This window comes from Novosphingobium sp. SG720, from assembly GCF_012275365.1.
Lineage (GTDB): Bacteria > Pseudomonadota > Alphaproteobacteria > Sphingomonadales > Sphingomonadaceae > Novosphingobium > Novosphingobium rhizosphaerae.
This window is the reverse complement of sequence record NZ_JAAZQN010000001.1, coordinates 972,209-995,735: the sequence shown is the minus strand read 5'-3', so window position 1 is coordinate 995,735 and position 23,527 is coordinate 972,209. Positions and strand designations below refer to the sequence as shown.

The 23,527-nt window shown below is 65.8% G+C and carries 19 protein-coding genes; 4 read left to right on the top strand and 15 right to left on the bottom strand.

The features are described from left to right. Window positions 1-3 precede the first annotated feature (3 nt). The 8 genes from FHW94_RS04445 to FHW94_RS04410 all read right to left on the bottom strand — a co-directional run bounded on the left by FHW94_RS04445 (window position 4) and on the right by FHW94_RS04410 (window position 5,120). On the bottom strand, window positions 4-672 hold the full coding sequence (locus tag FHW94_RS04445; RefSeq protein WP_168554524.1) for an NAD(P)H-dependent oxidoreductase subunit E: 669 nt from the start codon (window positions 670-672) through the stop codon (window positions 4-6). Next, window positions 672-1,007, bottom strand: coding sequence for a nuclear transport factor 2 family protein (locus FHW94_RS04440; RefSeq protein WP_168554523.1), 336 nt, complete (start codon window positions 1,005-1,007; stop codon window positions 672-674). Before FHW94_RS04440 ends, FHW94_RS04445 begins: the two co-directional genes overlap by 1 nt. A 1-nt stretch (window position 1,008) precedes the next feature. After that, window positions 1,009-1,218: a hypothetical protein gene (locus tag FHW94_RS04435; protein ID WP_168554522.1), complete on the bottom strand. Its 210-nt coding sequence runs from the start codon at window positions 1,216-1,218 to the stop codon at window positions 1,009-1,011. After that, a complete protein-coding gene (locus FHW94_RS04430; protein ID WP_168554521.1) occupies window positions 1,215-2,426 on the bottom strand; it encodes an NADH-quinone oxidoreductase subunit D in 1,212 nt (403 codons plus the stop codon). The genes FHW94_RS04435 and FHW94_RS04430 overlap by 4 nt, the downstream gene beginning before the upstream one ends. After that, on the bottom strand, window positions 2,423-3,154 hold the full coding sequence (locus FHW94_RS04425) for an NADH-quinone oxidoreductase subunit C (protein WP_168554520.1): 732 nt from the start codon (window positions 3,152-3,154) through the stop codon (window positions 2,423-2,425). The genes FHW94_RS04430 and FHW94_RS04425 overlap by 4 nt, the downstream gene beginning before the upstream one ends. Before the next feature lie 13 nt (window positions 3,155-3,167). Beyond that, complete coding sequence (locus FHW94_RS04420; RefSeq protein WP_168554519.1) at window positions 3,168-3,725, bottom strand: NADH-quinone oxidoreductase subunit B; 558 nt, start codon at window positions 3,723-3,725, stop codon at window positions 3,168-3,170. Then, window positions 3,722-4,096, bottom strand: a complete 375-nt coding sequence (gene ndhC / locus FHW94_RS04415) for an NADH-quinone oxidoreductase subunit A (protein WP_168554518.1) — start codon at window positions 4,094-4,096, stop codon at window positions 3,722-3,724. Before ndhC ends, FHW94_RS04420 begins: the two co-directional genes overlap by 4 nt. 256 nt (window positions 4,097-4,352) lie before the next feature. Then, window positions 4,353-5,120, bottom strand: coding sequence for an A24 family peptidase (locus tag FHW94_RS04410; RefSeq protein WP_246865876.1), 768 nt, complete (start codon window positions 5,118-5,120; stop codon window positions 4,353-4,355). Window positions 5,121-5,319: 199 nt separating this feature from the next. On the opposite strand from FHW94_RS04410, the gene FHW94_RS04405 reads away from it, so the two are divergent. Further along, a complete protein-coding gene (locus tag FHW94_RS04405; RefSeq protein ID WP_168554517.1) occupies window positions 5,320-6,516 on the top strand; it encodes an acetyl-CoA C-acyltransferase in 1,197 nt (398 codons plus the stop codon). A gap of 118 nt (window positions 6,517-6,634) precedes the next feature. Here FHW94_RS04405 and FHW94_RS04400 read toward each other — a convergent pair whose 3' ends face one another. Continuing rightward, window positions 6,635-7,135 (bottom strand): SH3 domain-containing protein, encoded by a 501-nt coding sequence (locus FHW94_RS04400; RefSeq protein ID WP_248290265.1) that lies wholly within the window; start codon window positions 7,133-7,135, stop codon window positions 6,635-6,637. Window positions 7,136-7,373: 238 nt separating this feature from the next. Between FHW94_RS04400 and FHW94_RS04395 the strand changes: the two genes are divergently transcribed. Both FHW94_RS04395 and FHW94_RS04390 read left to right on the top strand, forming a co-directional pair. Beyond that, window positions 7,374-8,402 (top strand): D-glycerate dehydrogenase, encoded by a 1,029-nt coding sequence (locus tag FHW94_RS04395; RefSeq protein ID WP_168555464.1) that lies wholly within the window; start codon window positions 7,374-7,376, stop codon window positions 8,400-8,402. 65 nt (window positions 8,403-8,467) lie between these two features. After that, entirely contained in the window at window positions 8,468-9,790 is a 1,323-nt protein-coding gene (locus FHW94_RS04390) for an ammonium transporter (protein ID WP_246865875.1), read from the top strand. A 77-nt stretch (window positions 9,791-9,867) separates the two neighbouring features. Here the strand turns inward: FHW94_RS04390 and FHW94_RS04385 are convergent, their stop codons facing one another. From FHW94_RS04385 to FHW94_RS04365, 5 genes are all read right to left on the bottom strand, one after another. Further along, the gene (locus FHW94_RS04385; protein WP_168554516.1) at window positions 9,868-11,277 is read right to left on the bottom strand and encodes a nitronate monooxygenase; all 1,410 of its coding nucleotides are present in this window, start codon (window positions 11,275-11,277) and stop codon (window positions 9,868-9,870) included. 238 nt (window positions 11,278-11,515) lie between these two features. Continuing rightward, entirely contained in the window at window positions 11,516-12,643 is a 1,128-nt protein-coding gene (prfB, locus tag FHW94_RS04380; RefSeq protein ID WP_168554515.1) for a peptide chain release factor 2, read from the bottom strand. A 137-nt stretch (window positions 12,644-12,780) separates the two neighbouring features. Further along, on the bottom strand, window positions 12,781-13,338 hold the full coding sequence (locus tag FHW94_RS04375; RefSeq protein WP_168554514.1) for a peroxiredoxin: 558 nt from the start codon (window positions 13,336-13,338) through the stop codon (window positions 12,781-12,783). A gap of 29 nt (window positions 13,339-13,367) precedes the next feature. Continuing rightward, the gene (locus tag FHW94_RS04370; RefSeq protein WP_168554513.1) at window positions 13,368-15,938 is read right to left on the bottom strand and encodes a transglycosylase domain-containing protein; all 2,571 of its coding nucleotides are present in this window, start codon (window positions 15,936-15,938) and stop codon (window positions 13,368-13,370) included. Window positions 15,939-16,012: 74 nt separating this feature from the next. Then, window positions 16,013-16,921: an N-acetylmuramoyl-L-alanine amidase gene (locus FHW94_RS04365; protein ID WP_168554512.1), complete on the bottom strand. Its 909-nt coding sequence runs from the start codon at window positions 16,919-16,921 to the stop codon at window positions 16,013-16,015. Between the two features lie 714 nt (window positions 16,922-17,635). Between FHW94_RS04365 and FHW94_RS04360 the strand changes: the two genes are divergently transcribed. Then, window positions 17,636-20,527, top strand: a complete 2,892-nt coding sequence (locus FHW94_RS04360) for a ribonuclease E/G (protein WP_168554511.1) — start codon at window positions 17,636-17,638, stop codon at window positions 20,525-20,527. A gap of 77 nt (window positions 20,528-20,604) precedes the next feature. On the opposite strand, the gene FHW94_RS23170 is transcribed toward FHW94_RS04360, so the two are convergent. After that, entirely contained in the window at window positions 20,605-22,860 is a 2,256-nt protein-coding gene (locus tag FHW94_RS23170; RefSeq protein WP_246865874.1) for a tetratricopeptide repeat protein, read from the bottom strand. Window positions 22,861-23,527: the final 667 nt, after the last annotated feature.

Sequence of the window (23,527 nt, the reverse complement as noted above, 5' to 3'; positions counted from 1 at the left end):
GGCTTACCACTCCCCTCGGTAATCGTGGTTTTCGGAAACCATCGCCGTCAGCGAGGTCGGCCCGCCCACCGGTTCCACGGTGTGGCGGCCCGGCTCCTGCGTGCCGGTCTTGGGCTGGCGCCCGGCGGCGAGTTCGTCGAGGATATGCTCGATCCGCTCGGCCGTCAGGTCTTCATAGTTGTCGTCGTTGATCTGCACCATCGGGGCCGAGGCGCAGTTGCCCATGCATTCCACTTCGGTCAGCGTGAACAGGCCATCGGCCGTGGTGTGGCCCTTCTTGAGGCCACGCTGCTTGCACACGGCCAGAATGTCGTCCGACCCGCGCAGCATGCATGGCGTGGTGCCGCAGACCTGCACGTGGAACCGGCCGACCGGCGCGATGTTGTACATCGTGTAGAAGGTGGCCACTTCGAGCACGCGGATGATCGGCATGTCGAGCTGCGCGGCGACGTATTCCATCACCGGCAGCGGCAGCCAGCCTTGCGTGTTTTCCTCGGCGCCCACCTGGCGCTGCGCCAGATCGAGCAGCGGCATGACCGCCGAACGCTGGCGGCCGGCGGGATAGCGCGCGATGATTTCCTTGGCCTTGGCCGCGTTGGCCTCGGTCCAGGCAAAGCTACCCCAGCGCGCGCGCAGCTGCGGGGTATCGGGTTCGGGATGACGATCAGCCATTAGCGAATGAACTCCACGCGTGCGCACTTGTCGCCTTCGAAGCTGTAGACGGCAATCACGTCAAACGGCTCGGCCGCGGCAGAACGCCACACACGCTCGTGAAACACGACATAATTGCCCAGTTCGTTCGCGCCGATCACTTCGGCGCGGTTTTCCGGAAACTCGGCAAACATCTTCTTGAGGCCCTCGCGGGTGCCTTCCTTGCCTTCGCGCACCACCGCGCCCCGATAGCCCGCTTCGCAGGCATCATCGGTCATGTAGGTGACGTAGGTATCGGCATCCTGCGCGTTGTACGCCGCGATCATGGCCGTGGCGATTTCGGTCAGCCCCGCCATGTCAGCGCCTCCGGCTGCGACGAAGGGCGCGGCCGAACCACAGCCCCTGGCCGAAATGGAACAGTTCGAAGCCACCCACCGCGCTGGCCAGCATGGCCAGCGTTTCGGGGGCTTTGCCGGTCACCGCCAGGGCGATGAACCAGGCGGCCGTCAGCACCAGCCCGGTCAGGCAGGCGAGGATCGAAACCTGGTCGACCTGCGCGCGGCTCACCGGTCGCACTCCCCGAACACCACGTCGATCGCGCCCAGGATGGCGGTCGCGTCGGGCAGCATGTGGCCCTTCGACATGAAATCCATCGCCTGAAGGTGCGAGAACGCCGTGGGGCGGATCTTGCAGCGGTAGGGCTTGTTGGTGCCGTCGGAGACCAGATAGACGCCGAATTCGCCCTTGGGGCTTTCGGTGGCGACATAGACTTCGCCGGCCGGGACGTGGAACCCTTCGGTGTAGAGCTTGAAGTGATGGATCAGGCTTTCCATCGAGCTCTTCATCTCGCCGCGCTTGGGCGGGGCCACCTTGCGGTCGGCGGTCATGACCGGGCCTTCGGGCATCTGCGCCAGGCACTGCTTCATGATCCGGGCCGACTGGCGCACTTCTTCCACGCGCACCATCATGCGGTCATAGCAATCCCCGCGCGTGCCCACCGGAATGTCGAATTCCATGCGGTCATAGACGTCATAGGGCTGCGCCTTGCGGATATCCCAGGGGATGCCCGAACCGCGGATCATCGGGCCGGAAAAGCCCCAGCGCACCGCGTCGTCCTTGCTGACAACGGCGATATCGACGTTGCGCTGCTTGAAGATGCGGTTGTCGACCACCAGGCTCATTGCGTCGTCGAACAGCTGCGGCAGGCGGGTATCGAGCCAGTCGGCAATGTCGGTGAGGAGCTTGAGCGGCACGTCCTGGTGCACGCCACCCGGACGGAACCAGGCCGAATGCATGCGCGCACCCGAAGCACGCTCGAAGAACGTGAGGCAGTCCTCGCGAATTTCGAACAGCCACAGGTTCGGCGTCATCGCGCCCACGTCCATGACGTGGCTGCCGATGTTGAGCATGTGGTTGCAGATGCGGGTCAGTTCCGCAAACAGCACGCGCAGGTACTGCGCGCGCAGCGGCACTTCCACGTTGAGCAGCTTTTCCACCGCGAGCACGTAGGAGTGCTCCATCGCCAGCGGCGAGCAGTAGTCCAGGCGGTCGAAGTAAGGCAGCGCCTGGAGATAGGTCTTGTGCTCGATCAGCTTTTCGGTGCCGCGATGCAGCAGGCCGACGTGCGGATCGATGCGCTCGATGATTTCGCCGTCCAGCTCCATCACCATGCGCAGCACACCGTGCGCGGCCGGGTGCTGGGGACCGAAGTTGATCGTGTAGTTGGTGATGACCTCGTCGCCGGTGGTGGGCGACTGTTCGAGCGAGAAGCTCATGCCTTGTCTCCCGCGGGCTTGGTCGCTTCCTTGTTGGCAGCAGCGCCCGCGCCGGTCTGGGCCGTGGTGGGCGTGTCCTTGGGCGTGGCCACCGGTGCAGGCGCAGCGGCCTGGGCCGCCTTTTCATCGCCGGGCAGCACGTAGTCCGCGCCTTCCCATGGGCTCATGAAGTCGAACTGGCGCAAGTCCTGGGCCAGGCACACCGGCTCATAGACCACGCGCTGGTCTTCCTCGGAATAGCGCAGTTCGACATAGCCGGTCAGCGGGAAGTCCTTGCGGAACGGGTGCCCCTGGAAGCCATAGTCGGTGAGAATGCGGCGCAGGTCGGGGTTGCCCTCGAACAGCACGCCATACATGTCGTAGACTTCGCGTTCGAGCCAGCCGGCCACCGGCCACAGCGTGGTGACCGTGGGCACCGGCGTCGCCTCGTCGGTGCGAACCTTGACGATCAGGCGATGGTTGCGCGTCAGCGAGAGGAGGCAATAGACCACCTCGAAGCGATCGAGCCGCTGCGGATAGTCCGCCCCGGCAATTTCCATCAGCTGCTGGTATTCGTGCTCGTCACGCAGGGTGCGCAGCACGGTCTCGACGGAATCGCGTGCCACCAGCAGCACGACTTCGCCGTGCTGCTCCTTGGCTTCGATCACCTGGTCGCCCAGCGCGGCAACCAGCGTGTCCTTTACCCCGTCGAAGGGGGCATAGCGCGGCGCGGAATGCAGAATGGCCATGTGCCCTACCCTCTCAACGCTCGAGCGTGCCGACGCGGCGGATCTTCCGCTGCAACTGCATCACGCCATAAAGCAGCGCTTCGGCAGTGGGCGGGCAACCCGGTACATAGATGTCGACCGGCACGATGCGATCGCAGCCGCGCACCACCGAATAGCTGTAGTGGTAATAGCCACCACCGTTGGCGCACGAACCCATCGAGATGACGTACTTGGGGTCCGACATCTGGTCATAGACCTTGCGCAGCGCCGGGGCCATCTTGTTGCACAGCGTGCCGGCCACGATCATCACGTCGGACTGGCGCGGCGAGGCGCGCGGGGCAACGCCGAAGCGCTCCATGTCATAACGCGGCATGTTGACGTGGATCATTTCCACGGCGCAGCAAGCCAGGCCAAAGGTCATCCACCAGAGCGAGCCGGTGCGCGCCCACTGGAACAGTTCCTCGGTCGAGGTGACGAGAAAGCCCTTGTCCGAAACTTCGGCGTTGATGCTTTCGAAAAACGCCTGGTCGGGTGCCACGATGGGCGATCCGGCAACTGGCGAGACAGCAGGGGTGGTAGCCATGTGGTTCATTCCCAATCCAGCGCGCCCTTTTTCCAGGCGTAGATATAGCCGAGCACCAGTTCCGCCAGGAAGACCATCATGGTCGCCCAACCGGCCCAACCGGTCTGCTTGAGGCTCACCGCCCAGGGGAACAGGAACGCTGCCTCCAGGTCGAAGATGATGAACAGGATCGCCACGAGATAGAACCGCACGTCGAACTGGCTGCGCGGGTCTTCAAAGGCGGGAAAGCCGCACTCGTATTCGGCCAGTTTGTCCGCCGTGGGGTTGTAGGTGCCCGTCAGGCGGGCTGCCCCCATCGGCAGAAAAACGAAAGCCGTCGAAAGCGCGAGCGCGATCCCGAGAAAAATCAGGATCGGCAGATATTGGATGAGGTCGACCAAGGGGCTGACTCGCGATGGAATGCACTTGGCACGGGGCACTAGTCCCCCCTTGGCGCATGTGCAAGTGGGGTGCAGCGCAATAAAGGGGATTGACCGCGCCCATTTGGGCAAGACCGTGACAATACCGAGGCAAAAACCCCCCGATTTCGCCCGAAAGCCTGCGATCGCACGGCGGCGATGCCGCAACGCGAGACGCCCTTGCACGAATTGCGCACACGATTGCATGAGACGCAAGCCAGCTGGCGGCGCGCGGTGCCTACCCGAGCAGGAACACCGGCCAGGCGCCAAGCGCCATGAAGGTGCCCAGCGGCAGCGCGGTCTGCGCATCGATCCGCTTGCCCGACAGGTGCAGCACCAGTGCCACGGCCAGCCCCAGCAGCGCGGCGACCAGCAAGACATGCACCACGCCCAGCGGGCCCACCCAGGCACCGATCGCGCCCAGCAGCCAGGGGTCCCCCCCGCCCAGCCCTTCGCGCCCGCGCGCCTTGCGATAGGCCCAGGCTACACTGCCCAGCATGGCATAGCCCAGCGCGGCGCCAAGCAGGGCCGGCACCAGCGCGCCGACGCCCTGCCACAGCGCAAGCGCGAGGCCGCTTGCCGCCAGGGCCGCAGTCAACCGCCAGGGCAGCCACAGGCAGCGCGCGTCAAGCAGCGCCAGCAGCAGCAGTTGCCAGCCCAGCGCCAGCGCCGGCACGATCAATCCATCCGGCGCCCACCAGGCCAGCGCGCCAACCACGGCGCCGCCCGCCTCGGCCGCCAATTGGCCCCAGCCGATAAATACGTCGCAACGCCGGCACCGCCCGCGCAGGACCAGCCAGGACACGATCGGGACAAGCTCCGCCGCGCGCAGTTGCCGGTGGCACCGGTCGCACGCCGATGCGCCGTGCACGATCGAGCGCCCTGCGGGCAACCGCACTGCCACCGTGCCCAGGAACGAGCCGACGATTGCCCCCAATATGGTGCCGATTGCCAAGGCCAGCTCCCATGGCAGCCCCAGCGCGACGATCTGAGCCGGAATTTCCAAGTTTTGCCCCCGCTTGCCCCGCCGCCTCGGCCCGGACCAAGGCGCGCGACAATGCTGCAATGCGTCATGAAACGGCAATGTGACGCCGCCTTCAATTGCAATCGCCCCGCCTGCTCTCTACATCGGCGCAGGCAACGACAAGATTCCGCCGCCCGACCGCTGCCGTGGCGGCTGCTTAGCACAGGAAGGACCTGTTACCATGGCCCAGTTCTCCGCCGCCGATCCGATCGTCATCCTCGGCTATGCCCGCACCCCGATGGGCAGCATGCAGGGCGCGCTCGCCGACGTCGCCGCGACCGATCTTGGCGCGACCGCCGTCAAGGCCGCAGTGGCCCGCGCCGGCGTGGACGGGAGCGATGTGGAACGCGTCTACATGGGCTGCGTGCTGCCCGCTGGCCTGGGTCAGGCACCCGCGCGCCAGGCCGCGATCAAGGCCGGCCTGCCCAAGTCGGCCCAGGCCACCACGGTCAACAAGGTCTGCGGCTCGGGCATGCAGACGGTGATCATGGCATCCGAAGCCCTGGCGGCCGGCAGCATCGACGTGGCCGTTGCCGGCGGCATGGAATCGATGACCAACGCCCCCTACCTGCTCAAGAAGCACCGCTCGGGCGCGCGCATCGGCCACGATACCGCCTATGACCACATGTTCCTCGACGGCCTCGAAGACGCCTATGAAGCTGGCCGCGCCATGGGCACGTTCGCCCAGGACACCGCCAACGACTATGGCCTGACCCGCGAAAACCAGGACGAATACACGATCGAATCGCTGCGCCGTGCCAAGGCCGCGATCGACGAGGGCGCGTTCGTGGAAGAAATCGCGCCGGTGACGATCAAGACCCGCGCCGGCGAAGTGACGGTGGACACCGACGAAGCCCCCAGCAAGGCCCGCCCCGACAAGATCCCGGCGCTAAAGCCCGCTTTTGCCAAGGATGGCACGATCACCGCGGCCACCTCGTCCTCGATCTCCGACGGCGCGGCAGCCCTTGCGCTCACGCGCCAGAGCGTGGCCGATGCCAAGGGCCTCAAGCCGGTGGCCCGCATCGTTGCCCTGGCCGCCCATGCCCAGGAACCCAAGGACTTCACCACGGCCCCGGTTGGCGCGATCAACAAGGTGCTGGAAAAGGCCGGCTGGAGCGTGGACGACGTCGACCTGTTCGAAGTGAACGAAGCCTTTGCCTGCGTGGCGATGTTCGCCATGCACGACCTGGGCATTCCCCATGCCAAGGTGAACGTCCACGGCGGTGCCACGGCGCTCGGCCACCCGATCGGCGCTTCGGGCGCACGCATCATCACCACGCTGCTCGCGGCGCTCAAGCGCCACGGCAAGACCAAGGGCATTGCCAGCCTGTGCATCGGCGGCGGTGAAGCCACGGCACTGGCTGTCGAATTGATCTGATGTGAAATCAGGGGGGTGGGCGATGCATCACCCCCCAACCCCCTCCTCTTCAGACGAAGGGGACAGGGATGGTGGAAGCCTCAAGAAGCGGCGGAAACCCCGGCAATCCCCGAAATGATCAGGGCGTGCCCGCGCCCCACAGCGCATCTTGCGCCACGAAGCCCCGGCGACCGTCGACGTCCACCGGGCACCAGCCGTCACGGCATTCCCCCAGCATCGCCTGCACGCCGGGCGCCGCGCGCCACAGCACCGGGCCGCTGCCATCCTTGTTGGCGCGGATCGCGGTGATCGCACCTTTCACCAGCGCGGTGCGGGTACGGCTGAGGAATTGCGCCAGCACCCAGCCGCGCGCGCCATCGGGGTCTTCGATCAGGCGCCAACCGCCCATCACGCGCAGCACTTTGACCGGCAGGCCGTGCCGCACATAGACCCAGTTGATGCGATATTCGCGCCCCGGGCCAACGCGCATGTTGGTCTCATCCTTGGCGAGCGAGGCCCAGTAGCGGGCATTGCCGTCGTCCGCCGCCTGCAGCCGCGCCGGTTGCCCGGCCAGCCCCGCGGCGCCGCCCAGGATGGCAAGCGCGACGGCCCCTCGGATCATGAAGCGAAACTGGATCACGGTAAGACTTCTCCCGCCCCACGGCGGGGCGCGCAACGCCCCTGCGATACAGGATTGATCGCCAAGGGCAACCACCGCGGCAACCGTCTCGTCGCATGCGTCTGGCGCTGTCCCCGGCGGATCGCGGCGCAGTGGCGCGAGATTGGGGCAGATGCGCCCATGTCCGGCGCAATGCCAGACCATGTTCGACCATGTCCGGCTTGACCGGCCATGCCCCATGGGCATAGCCATGGTGGCGATGAGCCAGCACGCCCGCCCGCAAGATTTGCGCCTGACGCGCCGCATCGACGGCAAGCCTCGCGTTGTCGTCACCCGCCGCCTGCTGCCCGAAACCCAACGCCGCATGGCCGAATTGTTCGACGTGACGTTGAACGCCGATGATCGGCCAATGTCGCGCCAGGCACTGCTGGATGCGGTATCGCAGGCACAGGTGCTCGTCCCCACAGTGACCGACGCCATCGACGCCGATCTGATCGCCGCAGCTGGCCCTGGCCTTGGCCTCATTGCCAATTTCGGCGCCGGGATCGAGCATATCGACCTGGCCGCCGCCCGCGCGCGCAAGATCATCGTCACCAACACGCCCGGCGTGTTCACCGACGACACCGCCGACATGACGATGGCGCTGATCATTTCCGTGCCCCGCCGGCTGACCGATGGCGAGCGGGTGATCCGCGAGCAGACGTGGGAGGGCTGGTCGCCTTCCAGCCTGCTGGGCCACCGGCTCGGCGGCAAGATGCTGGGCATCGTGGGCATGGGCCGAATCGGCCAGGCCGTGGCCCTGCGCGCCCGCGCCTTTGGCCTGGCGGTGGTCTATCACAACCGCCACCGGCTGCCCCCCGCGGTCGAAGCGGCGCTGGGCGCGCGCTATGAACCCGATCTCGATGCCCTGGTGCGCGAGGCGGACATTCTCTCGCTGCACTGCCCGCACACAGCCGAAACCCACCACCTGATCAACGCCCGGCGCATCGCCATGATGAAGCGGCACGCCTATGTGGTGAACACCGCGCGCGGCGAACTGATCGAGGAAGCCGCCCTTGTCGCGGCATTGGAAGCGGGGGCCATTGGCGGGGCCGGGCTCGATGTCTTTGCCCACGAACCGCAAGTCGATCCGCGCCTGCGCCGCCTGCCCAATGTCGTCCTGCTGCCGCACATGGGCAGCGCCACGTTCGAAGGGCGCCTGGCCTCGGGCGACAAGGTGATCGCCAACATCCGGTTCTGGGCCGATGGCCATCGGCCACCCGATCAGGTCATCGAAGGCTGGGCCTGAAGCGCCCTTCGCCAGGGCGCTAACCATTTTGGATTTGTCAAAGACTTGGGCCTAGGGTGCGCGCCATGAACGAATCGCTTCGGATGCGCGCTGCCAAGGCGCTGATGTGGATCGCCGGGCTTGGCCTGCCCGCCCTCGCCCATGCCCAGGATGCCGCGCTCGATCCCGCCGATAGCGGCGACACCGCATGGCTGCTGGCCGCCACGCTGCTTGGCCTGTTGCTCGTGCTGCCGGGCCTGGCTCTGTTCAACGCCGGCCGTGCCCGGGCGCAAAGCCTGGCCTCGGTGATGACACAGACCGCTGCGGTGGTGGCATTGGTCTCGGTGCTGTGGATCGTGGTGGGCTATACCCTGGCGTTCGGCACGGTCAGCAACGGCTGGCTGGGCAGTGGCAATGCCTGGATGCTGATCGATCTGGGCAATGTGCGGCAAGACACGCTGGTGCCTGAAAGCGCCTATGCCCTGTTCGAGATGGTCTTCGCCCTCGTCGCCCCGGCCTTGCTGGTGGGTGCATGGGTCGATCGCGCGCGATTTGGCTGGGTCATTGGCTTTGCCGCGCTATGGAGCCTGATCGTCTACGCCCCGATCGCCCACTGGGTGTGGGGCGGCGGCTGGCTGGCCACCCGGCTGGGCACGGTGGACTACGCCGGCGGCCTGGTCGTGCATGTCAGCGCGGGGGTTTCTGCCTTGGTCGTTGCCCTGCTGCTTGGCCGGCGCGAACGCTTTGCCACAGCCGTTGCCAGCACCGGCAGCAGCCCACTGCTGACCATCACCGGCGCCGCGCTGGTCTGGGCGGGCAGCCTGGCTCTGGCCGGCGGCAGCGCCTTTGCTGCCGGAGACGACGCAGCCATGGCGCTGGTCACCACCCATGTCGCAGCCGCCGTCGCGGCGCTGGCCTGGCTGCTGCTGGATCGGCTCAAGGGGGCCAAACCAGGGCCCACGGGGCTTGCCCGCGGCGTGGTGGCGGGTCTGGCGATCGTGGCGCCGGCCGCAGCCTATATCAGCCCCGGCATGGCCGTGGTTTTGGGCATCCTTGGGGCGGTGCTTGCCAAGGGCGCTGCACGGGTGGTGCAAGGCCACTTGCAAATCGATGATTCGCTTGGGGTCTTTGCCGGCCACGGGGTTACCGGCGCGGCCGGCACGGTGCTCACTGCGCTGGTGCTCAACCCGGCGTTCGGCGGCACCGGCTATGGTCCGGGCATGGATCTTGCCCACCAGGTGGTGGGCCAGGTCGTGGGTGTGGTGACCGTGGCGGCGTGGAGCGCGATCGCCACGGCCATTGCCGCGCTGATGGTATCGATGGCCCTGCCCATGCGCGTCACCCGCGAAGACGAACTGGCGGGGCTGGACAAAGCCAGCCACGGCGAAGACGCTTACCAGCCCGACTGAGGAAGCCCCGCCAAGCCTTTCAACCGCAACAAAAAAGCCCGGGAAAACCCGGGCTTTTTCTGTTCTGTCCAGGCCGATCAGTCGCCGGTCAGGATGCGATCCACCAGTTGCTTCACCGTCGGGGTGAAGTTGTTGGAATAGAACGGGTCCTGCTTGAAACGATAGGCCGCGTGGCCGGCAAACATCAGGTTCTGGTCGATGTCGCCACCGTGGGCGATGTCCTGCAGCGTCTTCTGGATGCAGAAGCTGCGCGGATCGGCCAGGCGCCCGGTGGTGTAATCGTCGTGGTCCTTCCACGACGAGAACCCGCAGTGCGACAGGCAGCCCATGCAATCGGCCTGGTCCTTGCGGATCTCGTCGCGCTCGGCCTGGTTGACGAAGATCACCGTGTCGTCGGGCGTGCGCAGCGCGGTGGTGAAACCGGCGCCGAACCACGCGCGCGCGCGGTCCAGATCGGCCGGCGTAACCCAGAAGTTCTTGCCCTTAACGCCCACGTCCAGCTGCACGGTGTGTTCGCCCGCCGCCACCTTGGAATAAGGCACCTGGCGTTCGGACCGCGCTTCCAACGCGCGCAGGAACGGATTGCGCACCGCCGAGGAGTAGAACCCGGTGGGCGAGAACTTGTGCAACAGCACATCACCCGGCTCCAGCGTGCGCAGATGGTCCTTCCACGCCTGGGGAATCGGGCTTTCCTCGGTCAGCAGCGGGCGCGTGCCGAACTGGAAGGCAATCGCGCCCAGTTCGGGATTGTCGATCCAGTTGTTCCATTCGCGCAGGAACCACACGCCGCCGGCCATCACGATCGGCACGTCGTCGCTCACGCCCTCGGCGCGCATCGTGTCGCGCAGCGCCTTGACGCGGGGATAGGGATCTTCCGGCTTGCGCGGGTTTTCCGCGTTGGACAGGCCATTGTGCCCGCCGGCCAGCCACGGGTCTTCATAGACCACCGCGGCCATCAGGTGCGCCACCTTGTGATAGGCGCGCTTCCACAGCGCGCGGAACGCCCGACCCGACGAAACGATCGGCAGGTAGCTGACGTTGAACCGCGCCGCGATTTCCGAAAGCTTGTAGGGCATGCCGGCGCCGCAGGTGACACCCGAAACCAGCCCGCGGGTGCGTTCCAGCACGCCTTCGAGCACTTGTTGCGCGCCGCCCATTTCCCAGAGCACGTTGATGTTGATCGCGCCCTTGCCGCTGGCAATGTCATAGGCGCGGCGCACCTGTTCCACCGCGCCGTCGATGGCATAGCGGATCAGCTCTTCGTGGCGTTCCTTGCGGGTCAGCGCGTTGTAGACCTGGGGAACGATCTTGCCTTCGGCGTCATAGCTGTCGGCATTCACCGCGCTCACCGTGCCGATTCCCCCGGCCGCAGCCCAGGCTCCCGAACTCATGTGATTGGTGGCGGCAACCCCCTTGCCGCCTTCCACCAGCGGCCACACTTCCCGGCCACCATAGAGGATCGGCTTCAACCCCTTGAACGCAGACATATCATTCCCTCGACGCGCTCAGGCGCGTGACATTTGCCGGCTTGCCCCGAGCACGGGCCGATCGTTCCCTTGTCGATCGTCCGTGCCCGGCCTGGCGTACCGGACATGAAAACCCGAATGCTTTGGCTTACGGCGAAACGCGGCCAAGCGAAAGTCCGGTGTGGCGGTTTTGACGGTTCAGCGCGCCGAAATGGGCCTGCCGCCCATCAAAAACCCGCTCCGAACCGGCGGCAAACCATCAATCGTCGTCTTCCACGGCGACCTTTTCACCCGTCACGCGCTGCGAAAGGGCCGCAGCCATGAACGGATCGAGCGCCCCATCGAGGACGTCGGTGGGATTGGTGCTGACCACGCCCGTGCGCAGATCCTTGACCTGCTGATAGGGCTGCAGGACATAGGAACGGATCTGGTGACCCCAGCCGATCTCGGTCTTGGCGGCGTATTCGCCCGAAGCGGCCGCTTCGCGCTTGGCCAGTTCGGCTTCATAAATCCGCGCTTTCAGCATGTTCATCGCGGTGGCGCGGTTCTTGTGCTGGCTGCGGTCGTTCTGGCTGGCCACGATGATCCCGGTGGGCACGTGGGTGATACGCACTGCCGAGTCCGTGGTGTTGACGTGCTGCCCGCCCGCGCCCGAAGCGCGATAGGTATCGATCTTGAGGTCGGCCGGGTTGATTTCCACCTCGATGTTGTCATCGATTTCGGGATAGACCCAGACCGACGAAAACGACGTGTGGCGGCGGGCAGAGCTGTCGTAGGGGCTGATGCGCACCAGGCGGTGCACGCCGCTTTCCGTCTTGGCATAGCCATAGGCGTTCTCGCCCTTGATCAGCAGCGTGGCGCTCTTGATCCCGGCCGCTTCGCCCGCGTGGTAATCCACCAGGTCCACCTTGTAGCCATGGCGTTCGGCCCAGCGCGTGTACATGCGCTGGAGCATTTCCGCCCAGTCCTGACTTTCGGTGCCGCCGGCGCCGGCGTGCACTTCAAGATAGGCATTGTTGGCATCGGCTTCGCCCGCCAGCAGCGCCTGCACCTTGTCGGCATCGGCGCGCTCGGCCAGGGCGGCCAGCGTGGCCAGCCCCTCGGCGATCGTGGCATCGTCGCCTTCCACTTCGCCCAGTTCGACGAATTCGATGGCGTCGGCCATTTCCCTGCCGATCTGGTTTACCGTGCCGATCGAGGCTTCCAGCCGCCGGCGCTCGCGCATGACGGCTTCGGCGTTCTTCGGGTTGTCCCACAGCTTGGGATCTTCGACGCGCGCGTTGAGTTCGTCGAGCCGGCGCACGGCGCGGTCCCAGTCGAGGAACTTGCGCACCAGCGCCAGCGCTGCCTCGATGCGGTCGATATGAGCCTGCCCTTCGGCACGCATGACGGTCTTACTCCATACAAACGAACTGGCCGCTTAGCGAAGCGGGGCCGTTTGTAAAGGTGTGCCCGCCTTGTAATGACGCAGACTGGCCCGCCCGCCCGGAAAGCGCCTTCCCGGACGGGCAGCGACCGGCGCGATCAACCGTGCTTGTGTCGAATCGCCTGCACCGCGGCGAGCGTGAGCTTGACGTGATCGCGATAGTCCATGTCGGAATGGACCAGGGTGATCCGGCCATCGGGCGCGATGACATAGCTGGTGCGCGTGGTCAGCCCGGTGGACTTGCCGCCCTGCTGGAGATCGACGTCATAGGCCTTGACCACGGCCGGGCTGGCGGCGGCGACGGCAAACTTGTTGCGGCATTCCTCGGTCGAAAAGCGCGTCAGCGTGGCGACATCGTCGTTCGACATCCCGATCACGGTGGCGCCAGCCTTGGCGAAATCGGCGGTGGCGTCGGCAAAGGCGTGGGCTTCCAGCGTGCAGCCCTGGGTAAACGCCTTGGGATAGAAATAGAGCACCACGGGGCCGCGCTTCAGAGCCTTTTTCAGGTTGAAGCTGAACGGCTTGCCGCCCAGCGCACCGGCCGCGGTGAAATCGGGCGCGCGGGCGCCTTGCGGCAACGCGGCATTTGCCGCGGCCATGGGGGTGAGGGAAAGGGCGAAGGCCGCCAACGCGGCAAGAGGGGAGCGCGTGTTCATGAGCCATGCCTAGCACAGCGCAGCACGCGTCAATAGATGCCCCCTTGGTCCTCCACGAAGTTGCTGCCCGCCGGCTTGGCGTTCGGGGCCGCCGTGGTCCCGCGCGCCGCACGCGCCTTGCGCAGGGCATCGAGCACGGCTTCCTTGGCCGTGATTTCCGATGGCTGCACCGTGCGGCGCGGTTCGGTATCCGGCTTGAACGCTTCCCAGATGATCGAGGCCTTGCGCTCGTTGTCCTGCGGCGTCCCGCCAAACACGCGCTTGCCCGAGACGCGATCGATCTTGACCATCGAGACGCCCGCTGGCGCCGTGAAGGGAATGTCGGCCCAGCGCGGGCGCGTGGCCAGCACGAACTGCTTGAAGATCGGCGCGGCGATCCGCCCGCCCTGGGCATAGCCACCCAGGCTGCGCGGCTGGTCATAGCCCATGTAGATGCCCGCGATGATGTCGGGCGATCCGCCCACGAACCACACGTTGGTGGGGCCGCTGGTGGTGCCGGTCTTGCCGAACAGCGGCAGGCCCAGGTCGTGCAGGGTTTCGGCCGTGCCGCGCACCACCACGCCTTCCAGCATGTGGACCACCTGATAGGCGGTGCGCGGGTCGAGCACCTGCTTGCCCGCGGCGCGCAGCCGCGGCATCGCCGTGCCATCCCAGCGCGGCAGGTTGCACCCGGTGCAGGCGCGGTTGTCGGCGCGCCAGATCACCTTGCCGTTGCGATCCTGAACATAGTCGATCAGCGTCGCGTCGCGCTGCCGGCCGTGGTTGGCCAGCGCGGCATAGGCGTTGACCATGCGCGTCACCGTCGTGTCGCCCGCGCCCAGCGCCATCGAAAGGTACGGCTGGTAATCGCCGATACCCACGGCCTTGATCGTGCGCACCACTTTGTCCATGCCGGTGTCGTTGGCCACGCGCACCGTCATCAGGTTGCGCGATTGCTCAAGCCCCCAGCGCATGGTGTGGCTGCCCGATCCACCCTCGTTGCCGAAGTTGCGGAAGCACTTCTGCCCCAGCGCAGCCCCCTGATAGACGCAGAACGTGCCATCGACGACCATCGAGGCCGGTGTCATCCCGTTGTCGAGCGCCGTGGCATAGACGAACGGCTTGATCGTGGAGCCGGGCTGGCGCTGCGCCTGGGTGGCGCGGTTGAATGAACCGAGCCGCGCATCGAACCCGCCCTGCATCGCCAGGATGCGGCTGCTCTGCGGGTCTTCCACCACCATGCCGCCCGAAACTTCGGGCACCACGCGCACCGCCCAGATGCCATTGCCGGCCGGGGCCACGGTGATCACGTCGCCCACTTTCATCGCGTCGGGCACGCCATAGAGCGTGCCGGTCTGCCCATCGGCAAAGCCCACCTGCCCGCTGCTGCCGCGCCGCGAAACCAGCACCGCCACCCGCCAGTCGAGATAGCGGATCGACAGGTTGCTGTTGATCAGCTGCGCCTGCCAGTTGCCATCATCCATGTCGATATGCGCGATCGGCCCATGCCAGGCGCGCCCGGCGGCATAGCGCAGCAGCCCGGCGCGCAAGGCATCCTGCGCCGCGGTCTGCAATTGCTGGTCCAGCGAGGTGCGCACCCACAGGCCACCGGCATAGACGCTGTTGGGCCCGTCCTTGGCCTGCTCGCCGAACTGGTCGATCAGCTGGCGGCGCACTTCCTCCAGGAAATAGCCCGCGTCGGCGGTGTAGTTTTCGGTGCGGCGCGGCACCAGGCCGAGCGGCTGTGCCTTGGCCTGGGCCACATCGGCCGCGCTGGCCCAGCCGTTCTTGGCCATCTGGTCCAAAACCCAGTTGCGGCGGGTGATGGCCTTTTCGGCGAACTTGGCCCGGCTATAGGTTTCGGGCGCCTTGGGCAGGATCGCCAGGAACGCGGCTTCGTGCAAAGCCAGGTCGCCCACGTCCTTGTCGAAATAGGCGCGCGCTGCCGCCTGCACGCCAAAGCTCTGGCGGCCGAGCGGAATTTCGTTGAGGTACAGCTCCAGGATCTGCTGCTTGGTCAAGACGCTTTCGATGCGCCGCGCCAGAAGCATTTCCTTGAGCTTGCGCGTGACCGAATATTCGTTGCCGATCAGGATGTTCTTGGCAACCTGCTGGGTGATGGTAGAACCGCCCCGCGCGCGCTCGCCCGAACCCAGCTTGGTGGCATAGTCCACCACCGCACCGGCAAGGCCGGTCAGGTCCACGCCGCCATGGCTCCAGAACGTCTTGTCCTCGGCCGAAAGGAACGCGTTGATCAACTGCGGCGGGAAATCCACGAAGCGCAATTGCACGCGCCGCTCGCGCGCATAGCTCGACACGATCTGCCCATCTGCGCCGCGCACCATGGTCGGCAGCGGCGGTTGATAGGTCAGCAGCGTATCGGCCGATGGCAGCGTGCGCTCCACCGTCACCCACAGCAGCCCGCGCAGGATCAGCAGCACCAGCACCAGCCAGCCGGCACGGCGCACCCATTTGGAACGCTGCCACAGGCCCTTGGCCCGGCCCCACAGATTGCCCCCCCGCCTTATGCGAAAGCGCCGCCGTTCGGGATCACCGTCGGGATTGCGGTCAGGTTCGGGCGCATCGCCGCGCGCAATGATCGGGGGCAAGTCGTCGGCCATCGTGGCCGCGCTCTAGCACGGGGGTTTGCGCGCGCACCAGTGCCTATGTTGAGCGCGTGTCGGTCAGGCGCCCGTCATGCGCCCAGGGGGCGGCTTTCCTGCTCGGCCAAGAAAATGGCAATGGCGCGCGCAACGGCATGGGCAAAGCCGTTGCGCCAGGCCTTGTCGGTCATCGCACGCGCATCGGCCGCGTTGCTGATATAGCCAGCCTCCAGCAGCGCCGATGGCAGATCGAGCGACTTGAGCACCACGAACGCGGCCTCGCGGCGCGGATCGACATGGAAGCGAACGGCGCCCTGCCCTTCGCGCAAGATAAGATCGGCCAGGCGCAGCGAGCGACCGCGCATCGCGCGCCGGGAAAGATCGACCAGAATGGAGGAAACTGTGCCCGACTGGCCGGCAAGGTTAACGCCGTTGATCGTATCCGCACGGTTTTCGCGCTGCGCCAGGGCATCGGCGACCGCATCCGAGCCGCGATCGGACAGGGTATAGACCGTTGCCCCGCCGGCATCGGCGCTCGGCGCGGAATCGGCATGGATCGACAGGAACAGGTCGGCATGCAGGCGCCGCGCAATGCCCGAACGCTCGTCCAGCGCCAGGAAGCGATCATCGCTGCGGGTCAGGGCCACGCGCACATGCCCCTGCGCCAGCAATGCGTCGCGCAACGCCAGCGCCAGCGCCAGGGTCAACTGCTTTTCGCGCAAGGATCCCTCGCCGCTGGCGCCCGGATCGTGCCCGCCATGGCCGGCATCGATCACCACCAGCGGGCGGCTCGCATCGGCCGGGCCCAGCACCGGCGGCAGATCGACGGCGCGCGTGCCGTCGGGCAACGCCAGGCGCACGACATAGGCCGGCACCCTTGCGCCCGCGCCCGGCCCGATGCCCAGCACCACCCGCGCCCACACCAGCAGAACCAGCAGCGGCACGACAAACAGCGCGGCAATTGCCAGCGTGCGCGCAGGTATCGGCCAAGGTTTAACCATATTGCAGATGCCTATGCCGCGCCGCAGGCCGGCTGGTCCAGCGCAAAAACCGGGGCAAATGCCTATCCGCATGATGACGGAGCGTTTCGGGACACGGTTTTAATTGCTGCTTTGCGATTGGGGTGCTAGCACCCATCTAACGGAGCAGTTCGACCAACTGCCTTTCCCGCCGCGTTGTCGCTGCGCCCGCATGGTGCGCCCGGCCGCAACGCCCACGGCACACGCGCCAATGGCAGGGGATGGAAGGGGTCGGGCTTGGTCCTGGCGGGCAGAAGGGACAAGGCAGGACGCCACCCTCGCCCGCGCTTGAGGTTGATGCCGTGATGAAGAGCCGCGTACCGTTCCAGCCAAAGCGCCCCACCGGGGCCTTTGCGTTTTGGACGGATGCCGGCACGCACGAATATCCCGGTACTTTTGCAGACAATTTTGCAGACCGGGGCCCCCGCGCGGGGCAATCGTTGCACGTCTTTGCCACCGCAGACGCACACCAACCGCCGCCGGGCGGCGAGCACCATGGCCCCCTGCATTGCGGCGCCATGCCGCAGGGCAACCTGTCCATGCTCCGATCCGGCAAACCCGCATTTGCAAAGCGCCACTGGCCCAGCTTCCTTTTTCAAAAGGACAAGGGGCGCACGCCAGGCCTTTGCCTCACTACAAGAAACCGCGCCATTCACCCGGGCCCTGCCCCGTGGCCGCGCGGCTGGAGACAACGGAATGACCACGCGCATGCTGATCGATGCGCGCCACCAGGAAGAAACCCGGGTGGCTGTGCTCAAGGGCAATCGTATTGAAGAATTCGACTTTGAATCTGCTGATCACAAGCAGATCAAGGGCAATATCTACCTCGCCAAGGTTACCCGCGTAGAGCCTTCGCTCCAGGCGGCCTTCGTCGATTTCGGGGGCAACCGTCACGGTTTCCTCGCGTTCAGCGAAATCCACCCGGATTATTACCAGATCCCCAAGGAAGACCGCGAGGCGCTGCTGGCTGAAGAAGCCGCCCACGCCGAGGAAGAAGCCGCCCTGCGCGCCGCCGAAGACGGTGACGACGAGGATTACGAAGGCGGTTACGACGACGGCGGTTATGAAGACGGCGGTTATCAAGACGGCCGGGGCGTGACCGAAGTCGACACTTCGGAAAAGGACCAGGTCGCCACGATCGAAGGTGGCGTGGTCGAAAACGGCTTTGACCACGAAGGCGAAGACGCCGCCGATGGCGAAGCGGAAGAATCCAACGGTGAAGGCGGCCGCCGCCAGCGCCGTCCCCGCCGCCAGGGCCGCGGCCAGAGCAAGGAAGCGGAAGAACTGCGCGCCAAGCGCATGGCCCTGCGCCGCCGCTACAAGATCCAGGACGTGATACAGCGCCGCCAGGTGCTGCTCGTCCAGGTCGTCAAGGAAGAGCGCGGCAACAAGGGCGCTGCGCTGACCACCTATCTCAGCCTCGCGGGCCGCTATTGCGTGCTCATGCCCAATTCCAGCCACGGTGGCGGCATCAGCCGCAAGATCAGCTCGGCGTCCGACCGCAAGCGGTTGAAGCAGATCATCGCCGACATGGAACTGCCTCGCTCGATGAGCTGCATCGTCCGCACCGCCGGCCTGCAGCGCACCAAGCCCGAGATCAAGCGCGATTTCGACTATCTCGCCCGCCTGTGGGACGAGATCCGCGAACGCACCATGCGCTCGTCGGCCCCGGCGCTGATCCATTCCGACAGCGACCTGATCAAGCGCGCGATCCGCGACATCTATAACCGCGACATCGAGGAAGTGGTCGTCGAAGGCGAAGCGGGCTATCGCGCCGCCAAGGACTTCATGAAGCTGCTGATGCCCAGCCACGCCAAGCGGGTGCGCCAGTATGCCGATCCCGTGCCGCTGTTCCAGCGCTATGGCGCCGAAGACCAGCTTTCGGCGATGTACGATCCGGTGGTGCAGCTCAAGTCGGGCGGCTACCTGGTAATCAACCCGACCGAAGCACTCGTCTCGATCGACATCAACTCGGGCCGCTCCACCAAGGAACACGGCATCGAGCAGACCGCCGTGGCCACCAACCTGGAAGCCGCGCGCGAGATCGCCCGCCAGCTGCGCCTGCGCGACATGGCCGGCCTAGTCGTGATCGACTTCATCGACATGGAATACGGATCGAACATCCGCAAGGTCGAGAAGGCGATGAAGGACGCCCTCAAGGATGACCGCGCCCGCATCCAGGTGGGCCGCATCTCGGGCTTTGGCCTCATGGAAATGAGCCGCCAGCGCCTGCGCACCGGCGTACTCGAAGCCACGACGCGCGCCTGCCCGCACTGCGATGGTTCGGGCCTGGTCCGCACCGCCTCGTCCGCCGGCCTTTCGGCGCTGCGCATGATCGAAGACGAAGCCGCCAAGGGCAAGGGCAACGTCATCACGCTCTATGCCAGCCAGGAAGCGGCGATCTACGTGCTCAACACCAAGCGCGCCGATCTTGCCGAGATCGAACTGCGCTATGGCGTGACCGTGGAAGTGATCCCCGAAGGCGAGAACGAAGGCGCCAAGATGCGCGTTGCCTCGCGCGGGCCCAAGCCGGAATTCGTGCCCCGCTTCGAACCCATTGTCGAACCCGACGAAGACGATGAGATCGAGGATTCCTATGACGACGAGGAAGAAGAAGTCGTCGAGGAACGCCGCGAGCGCGAGGAACGGCGTGAAAGCCGTGGCGAAGGTGAAGGCGAAGGCAGTGGTCGTCGCAAGCGCCGCAAGCGCCGGCGTGGTCGCAACCGCGATCGCCGCGAAGACGGTGTGAACGGCGAAGCGGGTGAAGACGGCGAAGGCGAAGCCTATGAAGGCGAAGGCGAAGCCGACGAAACGGCCATCGCTGCCGATGGCGCCGAAGCAGACGGCGACAGCACCGAAGACACCGCGGGCGAGGCCCACGCTGACGACGACGCCGACCGTGGCCCGCGCAAGCGCCGCCGCCGCAGCCGTCGCCGTCGCGGTGGCCAGCGTGACGACGCTGCCGACGTGCAGGGTGAAGAAGCCCAGGCCGATGCGGCCGGCGAGGAAACCCCGGCCCCCGTGGCCGAGGACACCGCGACCGAACAGGCTTCTGCAGCCCTGGCCGCCGCAGAAGCCCGGGCGACCGAAGCCGTGGCCCCTGAAGCCCCGGCCCAGGAACCCCCTGCAAAGCCCAAGCGCGTGCGCAAGAAGAAGGTTGCCGAGGCCCCGGCCGAAGTGACCGCAGAACCTGCGCCGGTTGCCGAAGCTCCCGCCGAGGAAGCCCCGGCCCAGGAAACTCCGGCCCAGGAAGCCCCTGCAAAGCCCAAGCGCGTGCGCAAGAAGAAGGTCGCCGAAGCCCCGGCCGAAGTGACCGCAGAACCTACGCCCGTTGCTGAAGCTCCCACCCAGGAAGCCCCGGCCCAGGAAGCCCCGGCAAAGCCCAAGCGCGTGCGCAAGAAGAAGGTCGCCGAAGCCCCGGCCGAAGCGACCACCGAACCTGCGCCCGCTGCTGCTCTGGCCCAGCCCGAAGCGGCCGAGCCCAGCGCCACCGCCCCGGCACCCGCCGGTGACGCGGAAAGCGAAGGCGAAGGCGAAGACGGCAACGCCCCCCGCCGCGGCTGGTGGCAACGCACCTTCGGCGCCTGAGCCTGGGATCAAAACCCGATAGAAAACCCCGCCATCGGATAGCCGGTGGCGGGGTTTTTCTTTGCGGGGCGCTGGTTCTACAACGTTATGCCATAGCTGATAAAATCGGCCCGAACGCCGGGATCCAACTTTTCCGCCAACGCGGCATCGCTGATGGCTTTGGCGTGATCGCCTTTGCGTGCCCAGGCCACTGCACGGCCAAAGCGCGAGGTGGGAATGGCGTGCTTGGCCAAGACCTGGTCATAATCGGCGATGGCGTCGTCCAGCCGGCCAAGGCGCAGCAACACCAATCCACGGCTGTCGAGGAATGCAGGCGAACCTGGCACCTTGGCCAACGCCGCATCGCAATCGGCCAGGGCGGATTCGAGTGCCAGGCCAGCAATCGCCTTTTTCCAGCACATGGCGTTCAAGTCTTGGGCAGTCTTGGCCGAACCGCGCGCCTGCCTGAAATCCGCATCGGCACGCGCGGCGTCACCGGCTTGTAAATAGATCAGGCCGCGCCCGACCAAAAGCACGGCATTGTCCGGCGCCGCAACCAGCGCTTTGGACAAAGTCGCGATCCCCCCAGAAACATCACCGCCATCAGCCAGCAACTTGGCCTTTTCCGCAATGGCCTCGTCCAAGGCTGGGTCAAGCTTCAACGCCGCGTCAATATCCGCCATCCGGCCCGCGACATCGGCCTTGGGGCGACGAAGGCCTCGATTGAGATAGATATAGGCTTCCGGCTTGTTGGCAATTGCCCTGTCATAGGCCTGCATTGCATCGGTATCGAGGTGCAGCGCACTGTAGATGTTTGCTGCCACCACATGGGCATAATTCACGGCAGGATTGGCAGCCTCGACACTACGCGCCACGGCCAGCACATCCTGATCGCGACCAAGCCCACGCAACACATTGGCGCGTAACAAGTACAGCCCAATGGCATGCGGCCTTTGCGCAATCGCTGCTGCAGTATCGCGCTCAGCCATGGTGCTATCGCCCACACCATATGCCAGCCGCGCCCGATGCTCGAGCGCAAAGGCGTTGGTGGGCTCGATTTGCAGGCTTGCGGTATAGGCTGCAATCGCATCTGCCAACCGATTGCTGCGCTCAGCCATCAGGCCGCGGGCACGGAATATCACAGGATTCTTCGGATCGAGCGCAAACGCGGCATCCAGGTCTCGTTCCGCCGCGACCTTGTCATCCTTCCACACCCAGGCCAGGCCGCGATCAGCCAAAGCCATCGCGTTGTTGGGTTCCAATTCCAGGGCCTTGTCGAAATCGAAAATCGCTGCGTCGAACTTCCCTTCATCCAGTTCCACGTTACCCTTTTCGCCATAGGCGCGCGCATTGCCAGGATCGGCAGCAGCCATGGCTTCGGCGGCGGCAAGACGGTCTGCGGATGCTTCTTCATCCTGCCCCAATGCCGTATGTGCCGCGGCACGCTGGTGAAGTGCAAAGGCCTGGCCGGGTTCGCGCTGCAACGCTTTGGTATAAGCCGCAAGGGCATCGTTCGGCCTGTGCTCGGCATCTGCCAACATGCCCTGGGCGATGAAGACTTGCACAAAACCCGGATCGAGCGCCAAGGCCTTGGCAAGATCGGCATGCGCACCGGGCAGATCGCCGTCCTGGATGCGTATCACCGCGCGATTTGCCCATCCCGAAACATCGCCGGGATCAAGCGCGACGGCCTTGTCGAAATCCGCCAGCGCCTCCTTGCGCCGGCCCTGCTGCATCAACAGGCTCGCCCTTTGTCGGTATTCCGCCGCGCTGGACGGTGTTGTGGCGAGGCTGGCAGCCACTTCCGACGCCGATGCCTTGTAGCCGGCCGGCTTGCGCAGGGTGGCCGTTCGGGCAGTAAGCGCCCGTAAAGTCGCTTGCGCATCCACCGCCTCGCTCGCTGGAAATTCGGGCGCGATGCTGCGCTCGGCACTCTCGATCGTGAACACACCATCCTTGACCGCGCCATGGCGGCGATATTCAAAACCCGCCACCGTCTGGTCTACGTCCATTCCCGGTCCGGGCACGAAGTCACCCTGCCCCTTGGGCAAGACGATCGTTTCGACCGTGCGGTGGAACGCTGGATAGGAAACGGCAAACGGCGCGTCCCGGTCTTGCGCAGGATCGCGGCTGAAATCCGCGCGATAGCCCAACGTGGTGCGATCTGTCTCGTACGCCCCCGAGGACCAGTCCATCGTGGCCACGCCGCTCATGGAGAGGCGTTCTTCCCCCGTATTGGGGTCAAACAACACATCAATCGTTTTCACGTCGACAAAATCGAACTGCTTTTTCCAGTATTCCTGCAGGATCCGATCGCGCAGGTCCCCGGAAAGATTGGCCAGCCCGCCACGCATCACGATCGCTTCGTCGCCACGCAGCGTCTCTTCGATCGTAATGGGCGCGGGGGCGGAAATGCCCGCACTCGCATCGATCCGGATCGAAAGGTCGTCGGTCGGCGTGGCCAGCGGCGCTGGCAGCATGCGCACCAACGCGGCATTGCTGCGCAAGGGAACGCCCCAGGCGAAGTTGGGTGTGGTCAATCGATCGAGGCTGGTGTCGCCCGTTCGCGTGCCATCGAGCCAATAGGTGCGGCCGCCAAGCGACGCCCTGACCAGGACATGATTCAATAGTCCCACCATGGGTAGGCGCGAATCGAGACCATCGCCGGCAAACGTGCTCACCATCACGGGCTCAGCCTCGATTCCCATGCCATGAAGCAACGCGAGCAGCAGCGCCGTCTTGGCCTTGCAATCGCCGAACCGACGCGCCCATGTGATTTCGGCATCGGCTGGCACATAACCGCCCGCCCCCATCTGCAATGCGACATAGCGCACCCGGTCCTGCACCAGTAGAAGCGCTGCCAGCGCCCTCGCTTTGGGATCGGCTGACTGACTGGCAATGCGATCCAGTTCCGCTCGCAACGCACCCTGCGCAAGGACGCTTGCCGCCTTGTCGTAAAGCGGTGCCATCAGCGCACCGAGATCCGCCCACGAGGCAAAATCGGTCAATTCCAGAACGCGC

Coding starts and splice junctions, on each gene's coding strand:
- FHW94_RS04360 (WP_168554511.1), top strand. CDS start 17,636: ATGACCACGCGCATGCTGATCGATGCGCGCCACCAGGAAGAAACCCGG.
- FHW94_RS04370 (WP_168554513.1), bottom strand. CDS start 15,938: ATGGCCGACGACTTGCCCCCGATCATTGCGCGCGGCGATGCGCCCGAA.
- FHW94_RS04445 (WP_168554524.1), bottom strand. CDS start 672: ATGGCTGATCGTCATCCCGAACCCGATACCCCGCAGCTGCGCGCGCGC.
- FHW94_RS04440 (WP_168554523.1), bottom strand. CDS start 1,007: ATGGCGGGGCTGACCGAAATCGCCACGGCCATGATCGCGGCGTACAAC.
- FHW94_RS04395 (WP_168555464.1), top strand. CDS start 7,374: ATGAGCCAGCACGCCCGCCCGCAAGATTTGCGCCTGACGCGCCGCATC.
- prfB (WP_168554515.1), bottom strand. CDS start 12,643: ATGCGTGCCGAAGGGCAGGCTCATATCGACCGCATCGAGGCAGCGCTG.
- FHW94_RS04405 (WP_168554517.1), top strand. CDS start 5,320: ATGGCCCAGTTCTCCGCCGCCGATCCGATCGTCATCCTCGGCTATGCC.
- FHW94_RS04430 (WP_168554521.1), bottom strand. CDS start 2,426: ATGAGCTTCTCGCTCGAACAGTCGCCCACCACCGGCGACGAGGTCATC.
- FHW94_RS04375 (WP_168554514.1), bottom strand. CDS start 13,338: ATGAACACGCGCTCCCCTCTTGCCGCGTTGGCGGCCTTCGCCCTTTCC.
- FHW94_RS04420 (WP_168554519.1), bottom strand. CDS start 3,725: ATGAACCACATGGCTACCACCCCTGCTGTCTCGCCAGTTGCCGGATCG.
- FHW94_RS04385 (WP_168554516.1), bottom strand. CDS start 11,277: ATGTCTGCGTTCAAGGGGTTGAAGCCGATCCTCTATGGTGGCCGGGAA.
- FHW94_RS04365 (WP_168554512.1), bottom strand. CDS start 16,921: ATGGTTAAACCTTGGCCGATACCTGCGCGCACGCTGGCAATTGCCGCG.
- FHW94_RS04390 (WP_246865875.1), top strand. CDS start 8,468: ATGAACGAATCGCTTCGGATGCGCGCTGCCAAGGCGCTGATGTGGATC.
- FHW94_RS04425 (WP_168554520.1), bottom strand. CDS start 3,154: ATGGCCATTCTGCATTCCGCGCCGCGCTATGCCCCCTTCGACGGGGTA.
- FHW94_RS23170 (WP_246865874.1), bottom strand. CDS start 22,860: ATGCGTGGCGGGCTGGCCAATCTTTCCGGGGACCTGCGCGATCGGATC.